This window comes from Mesorhizobium sp. CA4, assembly GCF_020165075.1.
In the GTDB taxonomy this organism is placed as follows: Bacteria; Pseudomonadota; Alphaproteobacteria; order Rhizobiales; family Rhizobiaceae; genus Mesorhizobium.
The window spans coordinates 1-18,102 of record NZ_JAIUHK010000053.1 but is presented as its reverse complement, the minus strand read 5'-3'; the positions used below and the strand labels follow the sequence as shown (position 1 = coordinate 18,102).

Annotated in this window: 20 protein-coding genes; 13 read left to right on the top strand and 7 right to left on the bottom strand. The window is 64.5% G+C overall.

The window, feature by feature from the left end:
• Nucleotides 1–171 precede the first annotated feature (171 nt).
• Nucleotides 172–780, bottom strand: coding sequence for a heme ABC exporter ATP-binding protein CcmA (ccmA, locus tag LB528_RS28095; protein WP_224717071.1), 609 nt, complete (start codon nt 778–780; stop codon nt 172–174).
• A 283-nt stretch (nt 781–1,063) separates the two neighbouring features.
• Between ccmA and acnA the strand changes: the two genes are divergently transcribed.
• Nucleotides 1,064–3,751: an aconitate hydratase AcnA gene (acnA, locus tag LB528_RS28090; protein ID WP_224717070.1), complete on the top strand. Its 2,688-nt coding sequence runs from the start codon at nt 1,064–1,066 to the stop codon at nt 3,749–3,751.
• Between the two features lie 71 nt (nt 3,752–3,822).
• On the opposite strand, the gene LB528_RS28085 is transcribed toward acnA, so the two are convergent.
• Nucleotides 3,823–4,497 carry a ceramidase domain-containing protein gene (locus tag LB528_RS28085; RefSeq protein WP_224717069.1) on the bottom strand — a complete coding sequence of 225 codons (675 nt, stop codon included), beginning with the start codon at nt 4,495–4,497 and terminating at the stop codon, nt 3,823–3,825.
• A gap of 185 nt (nt 4,498–4,682) precedes the next feature.
• Here LB528_RS28085 and LB528_RS28080 point away from each other — a divergent pair, with 185 nt between their 5' ends.
• Nucleotides 4,683–5,471: a DUF1223 domain-containing protein gene (locus LB528_RS28080; protein WP_224517958.1), complete on the top strand. Its 789-nt coding sequence runs from the start codon at nt 4,683–4,685 to the stop codon at nt 5,469–5,471.
• 683 nt (nt 5,472–6,154) lie between these two features.
• On the top strand, nt 6,155–6,541 hold the full coding sequence (locus LB528_RS28075) for a DUF2794 domain-containing protein (RefSeq protein WP_224717068.1): 387 nt from the start codon (nt 6,155–6,157) through the stop codon (nt 6,539–6,541).
• A gap of 98 nt (nt 6,542–6,639) precedes the next feature.
• Here the strand turns inward: LB528_RS28075 and LB528_RS28070 are convergent, their stop codons facing one another.
• The 4 genes from LB528_RS28070 to LB528_RS28055 all read right to left on the bottom strand — a co-directional run bounded on the left by LB528_RS28070 (nt 6,640) and on the right by LB528_RS28055 (nt 11,577).
• Nucleotides 6,640–7,221, bottom strand: a complete 582-nt coding sequence (locus LB528_RS28070) for a GNAT family N-acetyltransferase (RefSeq protein ID WP_224717067.1) — start codon at nt 7,219–7,221, stop codon at nt 6,640–6,642.
• Nucleotides 7,222–7,337: 116 nt separating this feature from the next.
• Nucleotides 7,338–8,078, bottom strand: a complete 741-nt coding sequence (locus tag LB528_RS28065) for a Bax inhibitor-1/YccA family protein (RefSeq protein ID WP_224717066.1) — start codon at nt 8,076–8,078, stop codon at nt 7,338–7,340.
• A 260-nt stretch (nt 8,079–8,338) separates the two neighbouring features.
• Nucleotides 8,339–10,837, bottom strand: coding sequence for an ABC transporter permease (locus LB528_RS28060; protein ID WP_224717085.1), 2,499 nt, complete (start codon nt 10,835–10,837; stop codon nt 8,339–8,341).
• Between the two features lie 41 nt (nt 10,838–10,878).
• Nucleotides 10,879–11,577 carry an ABC transporter ATP-binding protein gene (locus LB528_RS28055; protein ID WP_224517954.1) on the bottom strand — a complete coding sequence of 233 codons (699 nt, stop codon included), beginning with the start codon at nt 11,575–11,577 and terminating at the stop codon, nt 10,879–10,881.
• Between the two features lie 83 nt (nt 11,578–11,660).
• On the opposite strand from LB528_RS28055, the gene LB528_RS28050 reads away from it, so the two are divergent.
• Both LB528_RS28050 and thpR read left to right on the top strand, forming a co-directional pair.
• Nucleotides 11,661–12,305, top strand: coding sequence for an arylesterase (locus LB528_RS28050; RefSeq protein WP_224517953.1), 645 nt, complete (start codon nt 11,661–11,663; stop codon nt 12,303–12,305).
• Nucleotides 12,306–12,456: 151 nt separating this feature from the next.
• Nucleotides 12,457–13,050: an RNA 2',3'-cyclic phosphodiesterase gene (thpR, locus tag LB528_RS28045; RefSeq protein WP_224517952.1), complete on the top strand. Its 594-nt coding sequence runs from the start codon at nt 12,457–12,459 to the stop codon at nt 13,048–13,050.
• Here the strand turns inward: thpR and LB528_RS28040 are convergent.
• Nucleotides 12,957–13,238, bottom strand: coding sequence for a hypothetical protein (locus LB528_RS28040; RefSeq protein ID WP_411962276.1), 282 nt, complete (start codon nt 13,236–13,238; stop codon nt 12,957–12,959). The genes thpR and LB528_RS28040 overlap by 94 nt on opposite strands.
• Before the next feature lie 107 nt (nt 13,239–13,345).
• On the opposite strand from LB528_RS28040, the gene LB528_RS28035 reads away from it, so the two are divergent.
• The 8 genes from LB528_RS28035 (at nt 13,346) to LB528_RS28005 (ending at nt 17,955) form a co-directional block, all read left to right on the top strand.
• Nucleotides 13,346–13,639 (top strand): 4a-hydroxytetrahydrobiopterin dehydratase, encoded by a 294-nt coding sequence (locus tag LB528_RS28035; protein WP_224517951.1) that lies wholly within the window; start codon nt 13,346–13,348, stop codon nt 13,637–13,639.
• 84 nt (nt 13,640–13,723) lie between these two features.
• A complete protein-coding gene (locus LB528_RS28030) occupies nt 13,724–14,086 on the top strand; it encodes a YkvA family protein (RefSeq protein ID WP_224517950.1) in 363 nt (120 codons plus the stop codon).
• 242 nt (nt 14,087–14,328) lie between these two features.
• On the top strand, nt 14,329–14,835 hold the full coding sequence (locus tag LB528_RS28025) for an invasion associated locus B family protein (protein WP_224517949.1): 507 nt from the start codon (nt 14,329–14,331) through the stop codon (nt 14,833–14,835).
• A gap of 446 nt (nt 14,836–15,281) precedes the next feature.
• Nucleotides 15,282–15,815, top strand: a complete 534-nt coding sequence (locus LB528_RS28020) for a sigma-70 family RNA polymerase sigma factor (protein WP_224517948.1) — start codon at nt 15,282–15,284, stop codon at nt 15,813–15,815.
• Complete coding sequence (locus LB528_RS28015) at nt 15,799–16,587, top strand: anti-sigma factor family protein (protein WP_224517968.1); 789 nt, start codon at nt 15,799–15,801, stop codon at nt 16,585–16,587. The genes LB528_RS28020 and LB528_RS28015 overlap by 17 nt, the downstream gene beginning before the upstream one ends.
• 92 nt (nt 16,588–16,679) lie before the next feature.
• Nucleotides 16,680–16,937: a hypothetical protein gene (locus LB528_RS28010; protein WP_224517947.1), complete on the top strand. Its 258-nt coding sequence runs from the start codon at nt 16,680–16,682 to the stop codon at nt 16,935–16,937.
• A gap of 145 nt (nt 16,938–17,082) precedes the next feature.
• Nucleotides 17,083–17,211 carry a hypothetical protein gene (locus LB528_RS30335; RefSeq protein WP_263484265.1) on the top strand — a complete coding sequence of 43 codons (129 nt, stop codon included), beginning with the start codon at nt 17,083–17,085 and terminating at the stop codon, nt 17,209–17,211.
• A 33-nt stretch (nt 17,212–17,244) separates the two neighbouring features.
• On the top strand, nt 17,245–17,955 hold the full coding sequence (locus LB528_RS28005) for a DUF4336 domain-containing protein (RefSeq protein WP_318012366.1): 711 nt from the start codon (nt 17,245–17,247) through the stop codon (nt 17,953–17,955).
• Nucleotides 17,956–18,102 lie beyond the last annotated feature (147 nt).

The following is an 18,102-nucleotide window of genomic DNA, read 5'->3' as shown; positions in this document are numbered from 1 at the left end:
CCCCTCTCTGGCCTGCCGGCCATCTCCCCCTCAAGGGGGGAGATTGGATGTCGCCTCGGCTTTCGCCAATCTCCAGCGTAGCAAGGCAAATGGGGCGCCTGAGCTGCTGATCTCCCCCCGTGAGGGGGAGATGCCCGGCAGGGCAGAGGGGGGGGCCGTAGAGCACCGGCATCAATGGCCTACCCTCATTTGCAATTCCTTCGCCCCCTCCAACCCCAATGGCAGATGCGTCGCCGCTACCACGATCCCTCCATCCGCCAGATGCCTCCGCATCAGCCCCGCGAACCGCTCCTCCGAGGCCTTGTCCAACCCCGCCGTCGGCTCGTCGAGCAGCCAGACCGGCCGCCGGCTGACCAGGAGCTTTGCGATCGACGCGCGTCGCCTCTGCCCCGTCGACAGATAGCCGAAGGGCAGATGCCCGAGCCCGCCGAGCGCCACCGTCTCCAGCGCCTCTTCGAGGTCCAGCCCCGGTTCGCCCTGGAAGGCGCGCCAGAAGCCGAGATTCTCCTCGACGCTGAGCGCCGTCTTCATCGCGTTGAGGTGGCCGAGATAGTGCGAGGCCGAGGCGACCGTCGGGAAAGCCTCGCCGCCGCCCTCGACAAGCACCTTGCCTCCGGCGGCCGGCAGCAGCCCGGCGACGATTCTCAGCAGCGTCGATTTGCCCGCGCCGTTCGGCCCGGTGACGATAAGCGCCTCGCCTTTTTCCCGCGCGAAGCTGATGTTGGAGAAAACCGTCTCGCCGCCGCGCTCGCCGCCCAGATTTTCGGCGATCAGCCGCATTCTTGCCCGTCCCGAAAGCACCGTTTCGCGGCGCTCGCCGCCTCACGCAAATTCGTCTTTCGACTGTCTAGAACTATTCCGGGAAATTCTCTATATGCGGTTCATCCGTGCCAGCGGTCGGCGCGGGATCAGAATTAGCGCCGAACCAGCGCACGCGCCGCCTTGAACGGCTCGGGTTGCTTGGGAGCGGACAGCGGAAATGGCCGTACCCGCACCTTTGCGCGTGATTGCATGCCAACGGCGTCCGTTCCCTTTCAGGCTGAACAGACAAGGACGGATCGCCGTGACGAAATCCCTCGACAGTTTCAATTGCCGCCGCACCCTGACCGCAGGTGGCGCGGACTATCTTTATTTCGACCTCGTTGAGGCCGAGAAGAACGGCCTCACCGGCATCGCCCGGCTGCCTTATTCGATGAAGGTGCTGCTGGAGAACCTGCTGCGCAACGAGGATGGCCGCTCGGTTACCAGGGAATCAATCCAGGCGGTCGCCGCCTGGCTGACCGACAAGGGCACCGCCGGCGTCGAGATCGCCTATCGCCCGGCCCGCGTGCTGATGCAGGATTTCACCGGCGTTCCGGCGGTCGTCGACCTCGCCGCCATGCGCGACGGCATCAAGGCGCTCGGCGGCGACCCGGAAAAGATCAATCCACTGGTGCCGGTCGATCTCGTCATCGACCACTCCGTCATCGTCGACGAGTTCGGCACGCCGATGGCCTTCGCGCGCAATGTCGAGCTGGAATATGAGCGCAACGAAGAGCGATACAAATTCCTCAAATGGGGCCAGCAGGCCTTCCGCAATTTCCGGGTCGTGCCGCCCGGCACCGGCATCTGCCACCAGGTCAACCTCGAATATCTCGGCCAGGTCGTGTGGACCAATTCGGAGGACGGCGAAACGGTCGCCTATCCCGACACCTGCGTCGGCACCGATTCGCACACCACCATGATCAACGGCCTCGGCGTGTTGGGCTGGGGCGTCGGCGGCATCGAGGCCGAGGCCGCGATGCTCGGCCAGCCGGTCTCCATGCTTTTGCCCGAGGTCATCGGCTTCCGCCTCACCGGCAGGCTCAAGGAAGGCGTCACCGCCACCGACCTCGTGCTCACCGTCACCCAGATGCTGCGCAAGAAGGGTGTCGTCGGCAAATTCGTCGAATTCTTCGGCCCCGGCCTCTCCAACATGACGCTGGCCGACCGCGCCACCATCGGCAACATGGCGCCCGAATATGGCGCCACCTGCGGCTTCTTCCCGGTCGACTCCGAAACCATCCGCTATCTGACCATGTCCGGCCGTGAGGAAAACCGCATCGCCCTGGTCGAGGCCTACTCCAAGGCGCAAGGCATGTGGCGTGACGCCAGCTCGGCCGACCCGGTCTTCACCGATCTGCTTGAGCTCGACCTCGGCGACGTGGTGCCGTCGATGGCCGGCCCGAAGCGTCCCGAGGGCCGCGTCGCCCTGCAGGACATCCCCGCCGGCTTCGCCAAGGCGATGGAGACCGAATACAAGAAGGCCGCCGAGATCTCGAAGCGCTACGCCGTCGAGGGCACCGATCACGATCTCGGCCATGGCGACGTCGTCATCGCCGCCATCACCTCCTGCACCAACACCTCTAACCCGAGCGTGCTGATCGGCGCCGGCCTCTTGGCCCGCAACGCCAACCGGCGCGGCCTGAAGCAGAAGCCCTGGGTGAAGACCTCGCTGGCGCCAGGCAGCCAGGTGGTGGCCGAATATCTCGAAAAGTCCGGCCTGCAGAAGGAACTCGATCAGATCGGCTTCAATCTGGTCGGCTTCGGCTGCACCACCTGCATCGGCAATTCCGGCCCGCTGCCGGCGCCGATCTCGAAGACCATCAACGACAAGGGCCTGATCGCCGCCGCGGTCTTGTCCGGCAACCGCAACTTCGAAGGCCGCGTCTCGCCGGACGTGCAGGCGAACTACCTCGCCTCGCCGCCGCTGGTCGTGGCACATGCGCTGGCCGGCACGGTGACCAGGGATTTGACGACCGAGCCGCTCGAAGGCAGCGACGGCAAGCCGGTCTATCTCAAGGACATCTGGCCGACCTCGGCCGAGATCCAGGAGTTCATCGAGAAGAACGTCACCCGCGAGCTGTTCGCCCGCAAATATGCCGACGTCTTCAAGGGCGACGCCTATTGGCAGAAGGTCAAGGTACCGGAAGGCCAGACTTACGCCTGGGACGACCACTCGACCTATGTGCAGAACCCGCCCTATTTCGCCGGCATGGGCCGCGCCTTCGGCAAGATCGGCGACATCAAGGGCGCGCGGGTGCTCGGTCTCTTCGGTGACAAGATCACCACCGACCACATCTCGCCGGCCGGTTCGATCAAGGCCGCTTCGCCGGCCGGCAAGTATCTCACCGAGCATGGCGTCGGCGTCGCCGACTTCAACCAGTACGGCACGCGGCGCGGCAATCATGAGGTGATGATGCGCGGCACCTTCGCCAACATCCGCATCCGCAACCACATGCTAGGCGAGAACGGCCGCGAAGGCGGCTACACGATCCACTATCCTTCGAAGGAGGAGATGTCGATCTACGACGCCGCCATGAAATACAAGCAGGAAGGCGTGCCGCTGGTGATCTTCGCCGGCGTCGAATACGGCAACGGCTCCTCGCGCGACTGGGCGGCCAAGGGAACGAATCTCCTTGGTGTCCGCGCCGTCATCGCCCAGTCCTTCGAGCGCATCCACCGCTCCAATCTGGTCGGCATGGGCGTCATCCCCTTTGTCTTCGAGGACGGCACCTCATGGGCCTCGCTCAATTTGAAGGGCGACGAGCTGGTCGAGATCGACGGCCTGGACACGATCAAGCCGCGCCAGAAGATGGTCGCCAAAATAACCTTCGGCGACGGCACGGTGAAGAACGTGCCGATCATCTGTCGCATCGATACGCTGGATGAGCTCGACTACTTCAAGAACGGCGGCATCTTGCAATACGTGCTGCGCGACTTGGCTGCTTAAGAAGGGAATAAGGCAGTAGGGCAGCAAGGGAGTAGGGAAGGATATTCCTACTGCCCTACTGCCCTACTGCCCTACTGCCCTACTGCCCTCGCTTTCCCAAACCTCGCCGTCGCGGCCAGCAGCACTGCCAGCATCAGGCCGTTGAAGACGTGCCAGAGGAAGTGCGTGCCGAGCGGGAAGCTGGCGCAGACCAGCGGGTCGATCATGCGGCAGATGACGGAGACGACGAAGATCGCTGATCCGGTCAGATTGTACCAGCCGGCCCGGTTGCCGGTGGCTGACACCCACGCCCCGAAGAAGGCGAGCGCCAGGAAGGGCGGCAGGTAGCCCGTCGTGCCGTTCGAGGCCTGGCGCAGCCAGTCCGGCACGGCATAGGTGATCAGGCCGGCAACGATATAGAAGGCGGCGAAGACGAGGATCGCCTTGCCCCAGTCCATGCCCAGGAAACGCCGCAGGTTGAACAGTGTATAGGCCAGGGTGAAGCCGGCGATCGGAAAGATGTCGGCCCAGATCGTGCCTTTGCTGGCGAAGGTGTGGAACAAGGTCGAGCCGATGCCGATCGCCACTACCCACCAGGCCAGCATTTCGGCGAAGGTACCGGTCTTGTAGCGCCGCACCTGCCACACGCCCCATAGTCCCGCGGCAATGAAAGCCACGTTGGTCAAAGCATTGGCCGGCTCCGCCCTAAGTTCAGGCCCCGTCCGTTCGCAATAGAGATCGAATGGGGTCAGGAGAGTTTGCCACATGGTGAGGATGCTGCCCCCGAATCGAACCGCGCCTTGAAATGCAATCGCCCCTCCTATTGCGCGCTTACCTGCGGCTGCAACAGCAAAAATTTCACCGCAACGTGACTTCCCGTTGACTGGCGCTTCTGCCACATGTTTTAGCAATCAGAACAAGGCCGGCGTCACCGGTGGGAATTGGAAAAGTCATGGCATTTCGAGGACGATTGCGGCTTGCGGCAGTAGCGCTGGCCCTTACGGCGTTGGGCGGCGTGGCCCTGGCAGCCGAGCCTGAGAAGGCCGTGACCGGCAAGCTTCAGACCGACAAGCCTTTGGGCGTGGTCGAACTGTTCACCAGCCAGGGCTGCAGTTCCTGTCCGCCGGCCGACGAGTTCTTCGCCGAGCTCGCCGGGAAGGACGACATCATCGCCCTCGCTTACCACGTCAATTACTGGGACTATCTCGGCTGGCAGGACACGCTGAGCAACAAGGAAAACACCGAGCGCCAATATGACTATATGCGCGCCTTCGGCAGCCGCTCGGTCTACACGCCGCAAGCCGTCATCAATGGCCGCAGCCATGTCAACGGCGCCAACCGCAAGGAAGTCGATGGCGCCTTGGCCCGCATGGACAGGACCGGCGAGGGCATGCGGGTAGGCATCAAGGTGAGCCGCACCAGCGACCGCGTCATGATCGACGCGGGCGACGCTGGCAACGGCCCGACCGACGCCCATGTGGTGATCGTCTATTTCGATCCGCCGCAGATGGTGAAGATCGGCCAGGGCGAGAACAGCGGCCGCAGCCTGACCTACTGGAACGCCGTTTCCGACATCCAGACCGCCGGCATGTGGCACGGCAAGGCGCAGCGTTACGAATTGCCGATGACCGAGATCGCCAAGAAGGGCGGCTGCGCGGTGCTGCTGCAGTCGGTCGGCAAGGACGGCATGCCCGGCCCGATCCTCGGCGCCGCCTTTATCCGCAAGCCCGACCGGCTTTAGCTCCCCCACGTCCCTTCTCCCCTTGTGGGGTGAGCAGCCGGTTCGCGAAGCGAATTCATCGTGCCGGTGGCACGATGAAAGGCCGGCGAACGCCGGGACGCTGCGAAGCAGCGGGGACCCGGCCGGGGGTGTCGCCGAAGGCGACGGATGAGGGTGCTCCAGCTCGGCAAAAACGGCTGTACAGGGAGGGGCGCGACGGCAGGCAAGGCCAGCGTCTCACTCCGCTGGAACACCCCTCATCCGTCCCGGCGCTGCGCGCCGATCCACCTTCTCCCGCAAGAGGAGAAGGAAAATAAAAAACCGGCGTCAGCTTGCTTCTGACGCCGGTCATTTAGGTTTTGGGATCGTCGCACCTGATTTTCCAAGGAAAACCGAGGTTGGTTCGATCCGACGCTGACCCGTGGGCGGGGGGCTTGGGGTTTACGAGCCGGTGCCGGACCGAACCGTCTCAGGCAACAACCGTAAATTCGTCGGACATTGGGGCATGAGCGCGGATTATTTGTGGCGGCAATGTGGCGGAGCATCACCAATTCCAACATGTGTTTCGCAAACGTGACTGGACGTTTTGGAAACCGCGCGACCCACGTGTGTTCGGCCGGCCCTGCAATTCCATCGTGCCCTTGCAATTCCCTTATGAAAGCGCGAACCTTGGCCGGCGCATGATTCAATCGAAGGATCGAGGCATGACCGATCACCGCAGCGGGACGGAGGATGGGGAAGCATCCGGAATATTGATCCCGTTGCATGAGGCGCGCAATGCCCGCCTCGATCAGCCGGTGCGATTCGACCGGCGAGAGCTCGATCAGATCCTGAGGCTTTACGGACGCATGGTGGCGGCCAATGAATGGCGCGACTATGCGATCGACCATCTCACGGATCGCGCTGTCTTTTCCGTCTTCCGCCGGGCCAGCGAAGTGCCGCTGTTCCAGATCGTCAAGGACCCGAAGCTGGCGCGCCGGCAAGGCGCTTTCGCCGTGATCGCGGCAGGTGGCCGCATCCTCAAGCGCGGCCAGGAACTCGGCCGCGTGCTCGGCGTGTTCGATGCCAAGCTGAAGCTCGTCGAGGCCTGAGGGATTGAAGAACTGAGGAACTGAGGAAAAAAGCCGGGGCTCCAGCAGGCCGTGAGCGCCTCTTCCTCAGTTCCTCAGTTCTTCAGTTCTTCAGTTCCTCAATTCTTCATTTCCTCTTGAGCCCGGAACCTCCGTTCCGGCAGCGAATCCGGATCCGGCGGCAGCGCCGCGCCGCCGTTCAGCGACAGCTGCATGAACACCGTGTCCAGCCAGCGTCCATGCTTGTAGCCAGAGCCTTCCAGCCGCCCGGAATGGCGGAAGCCGAGCTTCTCGTGCAGCCGCACCGAAGCGCTGTCCGCATGGCCGTCGCCGATCACCGCAATGATCTGGCGGAAGCCCGCCGCGCGCGCCGCCTCGATCAGCGCCTGCATCAGCAGCGAGCCCACGCCCTGTCCCTTGGCTTCCGGCGCGACATAGACCGAATCCTCAATGACGAATCGGTAGGCCGGGCGCGGCCGGAACGGCCCGGCATAGGCATAGCCGAGCACGGCGCCGTTCTTCTCGGCCACGAGATACGGAAAGCCGCCGGCCGCCAGAGCGTCGAATCGGTTGCCCATTTCGGCGCGGCTGGGCGGCTCCAACTCGTAGCTCGCTGTGCCATGCGTGACCGCATCGGCATAGATCTCCGTGATTCGGTCCAGGTTGGCCGCGGTGGCGGGTCTGATGGCAACAGTGCTCATAATTTGTGCAGTTCTCTTTCCTGCCTCGATAACAGCAAAGGACTGCGCAAAAAGAAAGGGCGGCCGTTGGGCCGCCCTTCGCAAAGTCTATGGTCCAGCGGGACCGGCAACTGCCCTTAGCGGCGGTCGCCCATGAACTGCAGCAGGAACATGAACAGGTTGATGAAGTCGAGATAGAGGCGCAGCGCGCCCATGATCGCCTTGCGGCCGGCAACGTCGGCGACGTCGCCCTCGAAATACATCTCCTTGATCTTCTGCGTGTCGTAGGCGGTCAGGCCCGCGAAGACCAGCACGCCGATCGCCGAGATGGCGAAGGCGAGCGCCGACGACTGCAGGAAGATGTTGATCAGCATCGCGATCAGCAGGCCGATCACGCCCATGATTAGGAACGAGCCGAACGCCGACAGGTCGCGCCTTGTCGTGTAGCCGTAGAGCGACAGACCGCCGAAGGCCGCGGCCGTGGCGAAGAAGGTCTGGGTGATGCTGGTGCCGGTGTAGACGAGGAAGATCGTCGACAGCGACAGGCCGACAAGGCCGGCATAGACCCAGAACGTGGCCTGCGCCGCCGCCACGCTCATCGACTGGATGCGGAACGACAGGAACATCACCGCCGCGAGCGGCGCCAGGATGACGACCCAGCGGAACGCGCTTGCATAGATGAGCTGGCCGAAGGCGGTCAGCTGGCCGTCGCCCGTGACGGCGAGCTGGAAGGCGCCCCAGGCGGCAAGGCCGGTGATCAGAAGGCCAAGCCCCATGAGGTTATAGACTTTGATCATATAGGCGCGCAGGCCCTGATCGATATCGACGCGCGCGCCGGGGGCGGCGGACGTCTGGTAGTTGCGAATGGGATCAGCCATTGGAAATCCTCTGTTGCTTCTGCCCCGTCCGGTGACAGGTCCTTTCTGGATGACCCGTTGGGACCAGGCGCCGCTGGCGGAGCTCCAGCATGCCTGCGCAAAATATGAGCGTTCTCGACGTCAAGAACAAGACGGTAACGAGCGGTAACGCTTTGTAAGAAAGCAAAAGGCCGGTTTTCGCCGCTTCCGGCCGCCTTTCTTACAAAAATTTAACCGGGCTCACAAAGATTTAACCGGGTGAACGCCCGGAAACCTCCCGGTCAGAGGTTGCGCAGCACCGGCGCCGCCTTGTGGCCGAGCACCCGCCAGGTGCCGGCAAGGCCGATACCGACGGTGACTGTCAGCGAAACCAGGATAGTCGCCACCGCCACTTCCGGCATGAAATGCGACGGCAGCGTCATGATATGCGCGACCACGAACCAGGCGGCGATGCCGCCGGCGGCAAGCGCGAACAGTGCGGTCGCAAGGCCGATCAACGCATATTCCAGCGAGAAAGCGGTAATCAGCGTCCGGCGCGTTGCGCCGAGCGTCTTCAGCACCACAGCGTCGTGGATGCGCGCCCGGTTGCCGGCGGCCAAAGCGCCGGAGAGCACCAGCACCGAGGCGATCAGCGCCACGCCGGCGGCGGCGCGGATCGCCGTGCCCAGCTGCGCGACCAGTCGGTTGATGATGTCGAGCGCGTCCTTGACGCGAACCGTCGTCACCGCGGGAAAGGCGCGGGTAACGGCATTGAGCAGCCTTGCATCGTCGGCCGTGGTGGCTTGTTTGTCGGTCAATGTCGCCAGCCAGCCATGCGGCGCCCCGGCAAAGGTGTTGGGCGAGAACACCATGACGAAATTGATGCCCATCGTCTCCCACTCGACCTGGCGGAAATTGGCGATCTTGGCCGTGACGTTGCGGCCGAGCACGTTGACGGTCACGGTGTCGCCAAGCTTCAGCCCGATCGCCTTGCCCTCCTCGGCCGAAAACGACACCAGCGGCTCGCCGGAATAATCCTGCGGCCACCACGCGCCTTCGGTCAGCGTCGCGTTGTCCGGCTGCTTGGCGTCATAGGTCAGGCCGCGGTCGCCTCGCAGCACCCAGGCGCCGTCGGCTGGGATCTTCAGCTTGTCGACATCGACGCCGTTGAGCGCCATGATGCGGCCGCGCAGCATCGGCACCTTGACCAGCGTGCCTCGCGGCGACTCCCTGCCGACAAGGCTGGCGAAGGCATCGACGTCGCTGCTCTGGATGTCGACGAAGAAGAAGTTCGGCGCCCGCTCCGGCAGGCTGCCGGAGATCTGCCGCCGCAGATTCCCGTCGATCAGCGCTAGCGTCACCAAGAGCGTCAGCCCAAGGCCGAGCGACAGCACCACCGAGGGCGTCAGCGCGCCCGGACGATGGATGTTGCCGAGCGCCAGCCGCAGCGACACGGAACGCGCGCGCCGGCTCTTTTTCGCCGCCCATTGCACCAGCACCGCCACCAGCCGCAGCACCAGGAAGGCAAAGACCGTGGCGCCGACGAAGATCGAGGCGATGCGGTGGTCGTTGGCCGAGAGGATCGCCAGCGCCGCCAGCGCGATGACGATTGCCAGCGCCGCACCCGCATATGGCAGGCGAGGCAAACCGCGGCTCTCGAATCCCATTTCGCGGAACAGCGCCGTCGCCGGCACGTCGCGGGCACGGCCGAGCGGCAAAAGCGCGAAGGCCAGCGTCACCAGCAGGCCGAAGAATGCGGCAAGAGCGAGCGCGCCTGGGTAGAAGCCGCCTTGCGCCGGCACGGGGATGACGGATTGCAGAAGCGCGCTCGCCACGAACGGCATCACGGCCCCAAGGATGAGCCCGAGCACGATGCCTAAGCCTGCGATCAACAGGATCTGCACCAGATAGACGGTGAAGACGAAGCCGCCCGAAGCACCGAGGCTCTTGAAGGTGGCAATGACGCCGCGCTTGCCGTCGAGATAGGCGCGCACGGCGTTCGCCACGCCGACGCCGCCGACCACCAGCGCCGTCAACCCGACGAGCGTCAGGAATTGCGAGAATCGCTCGATATTGGCGGAGAGCGCGGGGGCGGCGTTGCTGCGCGTGCGGATCGACCAGCCGGCCTGCGGGAAATCCTTCGCGGCTTGAGCCTGGATATCCTTGATCCGCGCCTCGGACGTGCCGTCGGGCAGCCGCACCTTATAGGCATTCTCGACCAAGCTGCCTGGCTGCACCAGGCCGGATGCGGCGAGGCCCTGGCGCGAAATCATCAGCCGCGGCGCGAAACCGAAACCGTCCGAGACCGCATCCGGCTCGCTGACCAACCGCGCCCGCAACTCGAAAATGGCGCTGCCGAGGTTCAACCTGTCGCCGATGTGAAGATTGAGCCGGTCGAACAAAAGGTCGGGCGCGGCGGCGCCGAACACGCCGGACTTTTCACCGAACAATTGCTCCTTCGGCAGCGCCGGATCGGTTTCCAGCGCGCCGTAGAGCGGATAGGCGTCGTCGACGGCCTTGGCCTCGACCAGCGCCTGGTCCGAGCCGTCCTCCAGCCGCGCCATCGAGCGCATGCCGGAATTGAGCGAAACCGTGCCGAGGCTCCGGACGAAGCCGAGCTCGGCGTCCGAAGCGCTGCGCTGGTTGATCTGGAAGCGCAAATCGCCGCCAAGCAGCGTCTGGCCTTGATCGGCGACGCCGGCGGAGATCGCCTGCGCCACCGAATTGACGCCGCCGATCGCCGCGACGCCCAGCGCAATGCAGGCCAGGAAGATCATGAAGCCGGACAGGCCGCCGCGCATCTCGCGCAGCGAGAAGCGGATGGCGAGCTTCAATGTCCGCGTCAAGCCGGCACCTTCGCCAGCTGGGGCGCGTCCTCGACTCGCCCCGAGCGCATCGAAATCTGGCGCGCGCAACGCCCGGCAAGCGCCGGATCATGCGTGACCAGCACCAGCGTCATGCCGCGTTCCGCCGCCTTGGCGAAGAGAAGATCGGCGATCTGCTTTCCCGTCGCCTGGTCGAGATTGCCGGTCGGCTCGTCGGCGATGAGGATGCGCGGCGACGGCGCCAATGCCCGCGCGATCGCCACGCGCTGCTGCTCACCGCCGGAAAGCTCGCCCGGATAATGCGTCACGCGGTCGCTCAGGCCGACCGCCGCGAGTTCACGCGCGGCCACCCCGAACGGATCGGCATGGCCGGCAAGCTCGAGCGGCACCGCGACATTTTCCAGCGCCGTCATGTTGGGGATGAGATGGAAGGATTGGAACACGATGCCGATGTTTCGCCCCCGAAACGAAGCCATCTGGTCCTCGCTTTTGTCGTTGATCAGCTCGCCGGCGATCCGGACCGTGCCCGAATCGACCCTTTCCAGGCCGGCAAGCACCATCAGCAGCGTGGACTTGCCGGAACCGGACGGGCCGACAATGCCGGTGGCTTGCCCGGCCGCGACGTCGAGGCTGACGTTCTTCAGCACGTGGACGGAGGACGCGCCCTCGCCGAGCGTCAGCGATACGTCCCTCAGCGCGATGACGGCTTCTGTCACAATGAAAGTGCCCTATATGTGAAAAAAAGGAGACGGTCTGTGTCTCCTTCCTTGGGTTGTTTCGGTCATATGGGGCTCGCCGCATGGCATTCAAACACCGTTCTGCCGCAGTCCTCATCCTTTTCCTCGCGCTTTGCGGCGCCATTTCGCCGGCGCGCGCCGTCACCTTTACCATCGTCGGCTTCGGCGACAGCCTGATGGCGGGCTTCAACCTTGGCCCCGGCCAGGGTTTCACCGACAGGCTGCAAGCGGCATTGAAGGCGAAGGGCCTCAATGTCGCCGTGGCCAATGCCGGCGTGTCGGGCGACACGTCGAGCGGCGGGCTGGCGCGGCTCGACTGGTCGGTGCCGGACGGCACAAGGCTGGTGATCCTCGAGCTCGGCGCCAACGACATGCTGCGCGGCCTTTCGCCCGAGATCGCCGAGAAGAATCTCGACGCCATGCTCGGCAAGCTGAAGCAGCGCAACATTCCGGTGCTTCTGGCCGGCATGCGCGCCGCGCCCAATCTCGGCGCCGACTACCAGAAGGCCTTCGACGCCATCTATCCGCGGCTTGCCGAAAAATACCGTGTCCCGCTCTATCCGTTCTTTCTCGACGGCGTCGCCGGCCATCCCGACCGCCAGCTCGATGACGGCCTGCACCCCAATCCCAAGGGGGTCGATGTCATGGTCGAGCGCATCCTTCCCGTGGTCGAGAAGGCGATCGCCGACAATGGTGGCCCGTCATGAGGGGGTGGACCGTCATGAGGGCGGGCCGCCAATTCCGGAACGCCACCGCTTTCCGCTGGGGAAACCCTGTGGACAACAAACCGCTTGCCCCGCGCTTATATCGATGATTCGCTAGGGCCGAGAGTTTCGATTCGAGGACAGGAGGCTTCACATGCCACGTCTTTTCACCGCCCTCGAAATTCCGCGTGATGCCGCACTCTCTTTGTCCCTGCTCCGCGGCGGGCTGCCCGGAGCGCGCTGGATCGATGTCGAAAACTACCATCTGACGCTGCGTTTCATCGGCGATGTCGAGGGCCATGTCGCCGACGAGATCGCCAACGCCCTCGACAGGGTCGACCGCCCCTCTTTCCAGATGACGCTCTCCGGCGTCGGCGCCTTCGGCGGCAAGAAGCCGCATGCGGTGTGGGCCGGCGTGTCGGCCTCGCCGGACCTGACGGCGCTGCAGGGCGAGATCGACCGCATCTGCCAGCGGCTCGGCCTGCCGGCCGATCCGCGCAAGTTCTCGCCGCATGTAACCCTGGCGCGCCTGCGCAATGGGAGCCCGCTTGATGTCGCGCAATATCTTTCGGCGCGCGGCAATTTCGCGGCATTGCCCTTCCGTGTCGGCCGCTTCGTCCTCATGTCGTCGCGTGATTCGGTCGGCGGCGGCCCCTACATCGTCGAGGAGGCGTGGCCGCTGGTCGGCGAAACGCTGGCCTCGAGCCGCTTCGCCAGCGCTTCCGACGCCTCGCGGATCATGCGGTAGATCGAGGCGAAGGCCTCGGCGCCGTCGTAATAGGGATCGGGAACGTCCTCGGCCTTTCCCGCGGCAAAATCCAGATAGAGATGGATGCGGTCGCGCGCGGCCTGCGGCGCCAGCGCTTTGAGGTCGCGCACATTCGCCCGGCCCATGCCGAGGATCAGGTCGAAGCGCGAAAAATCCCCCGGCAGCACCTTGCAGATGTTGCCGAGGCAAAACGAACAGAATGGATTTTATGGGCTTTGCGCTCATCGATCCGGCGCTATGGTTGGATCACTTCCGACTAGCACAGGGACCGGACATGAACAGGGAAAAACTCAGCAAGGAAGCGATCGCCGCCGCGCTTGCGGAACTCGACGGCTGGTCGCTTGCCGTCGACGGCGCTTCGATCAAGCGCAGCTTCGTCTTCAAGAACTTCTCCGAGGCCTTCGCCTTCATGACCCGCGTGGCGCTGGCGGCCGAAAAGATGGACCACCACCCGGATTGGTCGAATGTCTACAAGACCGTCGAAGTGACGCTGAACACGCACGACGCCGGCGGCGTGACGGCGCTGGATATCGAGTTGGCAAAGCGGATGAACCGGTATTTCGGCTGAACTCTTGTAGCAGCCTCCCGCTTTCACCACATTTTCCCGCGGCGGGCTGGTGCAACGATGCGCATGGCCGCTAAGGAGCGGCTGATGACGCAACGTACCGGTTTCGATTTCTTCGGCTTCGGCGACAAGCTCGCCGGCGAAGGCGAGGTCCGCGAAAAATTCTGGCGCACCGCCAAGAAGGCGGCGCGGCAGATTCCGTTCATGGACGAAGTTGTTGCCGCCTATTACTGCGCCATGGACAGGGACACGCCGCTGCGCGCCAAGGCCACCCTGCTCGGCGCGCTCGGCTATTTCGTCCTGCCGTTCGATTTCATTCCCGATTTCGTCGTCGGCCTCGGCTACACCGACGACCTCGCCGTGCTGACTGCCGCAATCACCGCCGTCAGCGCCCACATCACGCCTGCCCACAGGCAGGCCGCCAGGGATGCGTTGGCCGACAAGAGCTGACTTACGCCCGCAAATCAGCGCGTTCGAAAAGACAAACTCTTGCCGTTTTCGTGGCCTCCAACTCCGCGCCGGGACAACGCGCCGACAACCACAGGCGGCGGCGCGATGGTGGCGGTTTCCTGGGGTGAGCTCCTTTTCTTCGAGGACAATTCACCGTTTGGTAACCCTGATTAAATCAAAATGAAGCGACGGCAGGACGCCACGCGGCCCGCCTCCGCACCATTTGGAATACGGGAAGAACGATGCGCGGATTGATTGCTACAATTTCCGGCCTGGTCCTGGCGGCCAGCTTCGCAGTGCCGGCGCTGGCTCAGCAGGCGACGAAGATCGGCCAGCACAATGCCTGGGGCACCTACAGCTATCAGTCGAAGGCAGGCAAGGTCTGCTATGTGCTCACCGTGCCCACCGACAAGCAGCCCCCCTCGCTCGATCACGGCGACATGTTCTTCTTCGTCAGCCAGCGTCCGGGACAGCAGGTTTCCTACGAGCCGCAGTTCATCGCCGGCTACAATTTCCAGGAAGGCTCGAAGGCCACCGTCACCATCGACAAGAAGACCTTCTCGATGTTCACCCGCGGCAAGTCGGCTTGGGTCGAGAACGCCGCCGAGGAGCCGGTGCTGATCGCCGCCATGAAGACCGGCTCCGACATGAAGGTGCAGGCCAAGTCCGGCCGCGGCAACCCCACCTCCTATGTCTTCTCGCTGAAGGGCATCTCGGCCGCGCTGGCCTCCATCGCCAAGTGCAAATAGGCCAAGCCGACATCCGGATTTGACGCAAAGGCCGGGCCGCCAGGTCCGGCCCTTTGCATTCGGCTTTGTCCTTGCGTCGGCGCTGGTCGATTCCGCGCGCCGGCGATCGCCTGCGGCTATGTTCAAAAAATTGCGTGGCGAACGGAATAGTTTCCGGCCGAGACCGGTAGATGGGGCAAAAGAGGGAGAACGCTCTTTGAAGTGGCCGTCATCTGCACGGCCACGTCGAAACAGGGAGCGGCGGCAAGCACTGGGGACGAGCGTCTTTCAGGGCTTGCAGTCGGGAGGAGCACGCTCCCATCCGGCCCAGCGGTTGCCTGTCCCCTGTCCCTGACCGCTGGGCCGTCTTTCACGCCGGCTCCGGCCGGGCAGCGCAGGCAAGATAGGCCCGGCTTGCGCCAATCCGGCTTGAAGCGGGCGACATGAGACGGGCGGCATGAGATGGGATGAAACCGAAGTTCGACGTCATACCGCATCTGGAGGATCTGTGGCGTTACGGCAGGGTGCTCACCGGCAATGATTCCGACGCCGATGACCTGGTGCAGGAAGCTCTCGCCCGTGCGCTCTCGATGGCCGGCAGCTACGATCCCTCCCGGCCGCTGCTGCCCTGGCTGATCAGGATTGTCCGCAACACCTTCTTCACCGGCGCCAGCCGTGCCGATGCCGACAGGCGGCGCCTCGCATCGATCGCCGACCTGTCGGATGCGGCCTTGCCGCCGCCGCAGGAGCACAGCGCCGAGTTGTCCAACGTCACCAGGGCCCTCGCCCGCATGCCGACCGACCAAGCCGAAATACTGCATCTCGTCGGCGTCCTGGGCTTCACTTATGCCGAGGCGGCCGACCTGCTGGGCGTGCCGACGGGAACCGTGATGTCCCGCCTCAGCCGGGCTCGCACGGCCTTGAAGAACAACATGGAAGATATGGACAGCGCAGCCGCCCGTCACTTGAAGATCATTGGAGGGCGTGATGTGGCCCGATAATCGCGTTTCCGAACAGGATATCGGCCGTTTGCTGGATGGCGAGCTGTCGCCGTCGCAGCGATCCGAGCTGCAGGCCCGGCTTGCCCGCGAGCCCGAGCTGGCGGCGGCGGTGTTTGCCCACGCGCAACGCATGGAAGCGCTGCGCGATTCCCAGCCCCGGCGATTGTTCCCGCCCGGCGCGACCGTCGAAAAGGCGAGACAGCTGGAACAGGCGCTTCGCCGCAGGCGGATGTTCGCGATGCTCAGGCTTCAGGCCGCCGCTGTCGCCCTGGTCGCGATCGGGTGGTCGGCCAACTCGCTGACCGTTCCGCTTCGCCAGGGCGGCAGGACAGCCGACGAAACCTTCATCCTGGCCGCGCGGGATGCGCTGCGCGTCGCGCAGCTCAATGCGGGTCCCGAAAAGGGCGTCGAGCTCAAGCAGGACAAGATCCAGCGGCTGGTTGGCGCCGTCAACGTCAGCATGCCGACGCTGCCCTCCGCATGGGTGGTCAAGGATGTCCAGGTGCAGCCTTGGGACGGGCAGCAGAGCCTGGTGGTGACGGCGGATACGCCGAGCGTCGGGCGTATCACGCTTGTCGCCGCTCCGATGAACGGCGAGGGCGCCGTTCCGCCGACGCCCGCCACCGACGGCCGCGTGCCGACGGTCTATTGGCAGTCCGGGGGCACGGCCTACGCGCTGATGGGATCGGCCGCACCGGATCGGCTCGAGGTGGAAGCAAAGCAGATCGAGGTCGCCACGCGTCGCGGCGTTGCGCCGAAGATAAGAGGCTGATCGTGGCCGCCGGTCGCAGAAGGGAAAAGAATGCGCCCGATGTTGGAGTTCAAAGCCCGCCCCTGCCGCATGCTGTCGGATGGGTCCACACGATGAACGTCCAGTCCTTCGAAAGGAGATACTATCCGTCCACCTGTCCGGTTTGCGCCGGCGTGTCCCTGGAAGCCGAGGTCACCCTGCGCAAGGTGGAATTCCAGTGTGCCGCCTGCGGGGCATTCGAGATCACCTCGGCGGCTCGGAACGCGATGAAGGGCTTGTCACGGGAGCACCGTCAATTGTGGCTGTCGCAAGCGCGGCTGCGGGCTTCGACCGTCCCGCTGATCGCCTGCGCGAACGAGACGCCGCCGTAGGTCACCGGCTCCGCCGGTGACCTGGGAACTTGACCCGGGAAGCGCTGCGCGCGGGCGTTTCCCAACGGCCCGGCATCTCGGCTTGGGGTTGCCGGGCCGTTTTCACGAAAAGAGGAAATAAACCGGTCCGATTCTGAGGCCCATCATGAAGCCCGCTCGCATGGAGACGATCCGTACCGCGCTTCGCGAGTGGCTGGCGATGCGTGGAGCCGCGCGCTTCCCTCCCCACGAAGGCGCGCCATATGGCTATGTGACGCCGGACCGTTTCTGCTGACCGGATCGCGGTTCGAGTTATCGGCGAGCAGCCATGCCCCAGGAACATCCCTCTGACCGGTCCAGTCTGGAACTTTACGAGCCGATCGATATCCTGAAACCCGTCGCTCCCGATCTGTGGATCGTGGACGGGCCACGAATCGGCTTTGGCGTCGGACCGTTTGAATTTCCCTTCACCACTCGCATGACGGTCATACGGCTTCGCAATGGCGACCTGATCCTGCATTCGCCCGTGGCGCTGACGCCCGCGCTCCGGTCCGCGGTCGAGCTTTTGGGGCCGGTCCGCTTCCTGGTTGCGCCGAATTCCCTTCACTGCTGGTGGCTTCCCGACTGGAAAGCAGCCATCCCCAAGGCGGAGGTTCTCGCCGTGCGCGGCCTGCGGGAGCGGGCGAAGCGTCCGATAACGGTGGACCGGTTGCTGGTAGGACGCGGCTCGCCTTGGCCCGCCGAAGTCGACCTTTTGGTCGTGCGCAGCGGCGTCCCCACCGAAGCCGTTCTGTTTCACCGCGCCACGCGAACGCTGGTCCTCACCGACCTGATCGAGAACTTCGAGCCAGGCCGGATTCACAGTTGGTTTCTGAGGCTTCTCGTCAGGCTCGCCGGCGCGGCCGATCCGGACGGCAAGGCGCCCATCGACATGCGGCTGAGCTTCTTTCGCCGTCGCCGGGCTCTGCGGGCGGCCGTTCACCAGATGCTCGCCTGGCATCCGGGAACGCGTCATAATTGCCCATGGGCGGTGGTATGACAGAGACGGCGCCGACGAACTCAGGCGCGCGTTCCGTTGGGTCTTGTGACGACCGCCCACCTTCGAAGCTGCTAGACGTCATGTTCCGAGGCGGAGATCGGTGGCCCGCCCTTTCGTGCGATTAAAAGACGAGGGTTGCTCGGATGG

Excerpts from the sequence above, each read along its gene's own strand:
- ccmA (WP_224717071.1), bottom strand. The coding sequence starts at position 780 with ATGCGGCTGATCGCCGAAAATCTGGGCGGCGAGCGCGGCGGCGAGACG.
- LB528_RS28085 (WP_224717069.1), bottom strand. The coding sequence starts at position 4,497 with ATGTGGCAAACTCTCCTGACCCCATTCGATCTCTATTGCGAACGGACG.
- LB528_RS28080 (WP_224517958.1), top strand. The coding sequence starts at position 4,683 with ATGGCATTTCGAGGACGATTGCGGCTTGCGGCAGTAGCGCTGGCCCTT.
- LB528_RS28075 (WP_224717068.1), top strand. The coding sequence starts at position 6,155 with ATGACCGATCACCGCAGCGGGACGGAGGATGGGGAAGCATCCGGAATA.
- LB528_RS28070 (WP_224717067.1), bottom strand. The coding sequence starts at position 7,221 with ATGAGCACTGTTGCCATCAGACCCGCCACCGCGGCCAACCTGGACCGA.
- LB528_RS28065 (WP_224717066.1), bottom strand. The coding sequence starts at position 8,078 with ATGGCTGATCCCATTCGCAACTACCAGACGTCCGCCGCCCCCGGCGCG.
- LB528_RS28060 (WP_224717085.1), bottom strand. The coding sequence starts at position 10,837 with ATGCGCGGCGGCCTGTCCGGCTTCATGATCTTCCTGGCCTGCATTGCG.
- LB528_RS28050 (WP_224517953.1), top strand. The coding sequence starts at position 11,661 with ATGGCATTCAAACACCGTTCTGCCGCAGTCCTCATCCTTTTCCTCGCG.
- thpR (WP_224517952.1), top strand. The coding sequence starts at position 12,457 with ATGCCACGTCTTTTCACCGCCCTCGAAATTCCGCGTGATGCCGCACTC.
- LB528_RS28035 (WP_224517951.1), top strand. The coding sequence starts at position 13,346 with ATGAACAGGGAAAAACTCAGCAAGGAAGCGATCGCCGCCGCGCTTGCG.
- LB528_RS28030 (WP_224517950.1), top strand. The coding sequence starts at position 13,724 with ATGACGCAACGTACCGGTTTCGATTTCTTCGGCTTCGGCGACAAGCTC.
- LB528_RS28025 (WP_224517949.1), top strand. The coding sequence starts at position 14,329 with ATGCGCGGATTGATTGCTACAATTTCCGGCCTGGTCCTGGCGGCCAGC.
- LB528_RS28020 (WP_224517948.1), top strand. The coding sequence starts at position 15,282 with ATGAAACCGAAGTTCGACGTCATACCGCATCTGGAGGATCTGTGGCGT.
- LB528_RS28010 (WP_224517947.1), top strand. The coding sequence starts at position 16,680 with ATGAACGTCCAGTCCTTCGAAAGGAGATACTATCCGTCCACCTGTCCG.
- LB528_RS30335 (WP_263484265.1), top strand. The coding sequence starts at position 17,083 with ATGAAGCCCGCTCGCATGGAGACGATCCGTACCGCGCTTCGCGAGTGG.
- LB528_RS28005 (WP_318012366.1), top strand. The coding sequence starts at position 17,245 with ATGCCCCAGGAACATCCCTCTGACCGGTCCAGTCTGGAACTTTACGAG.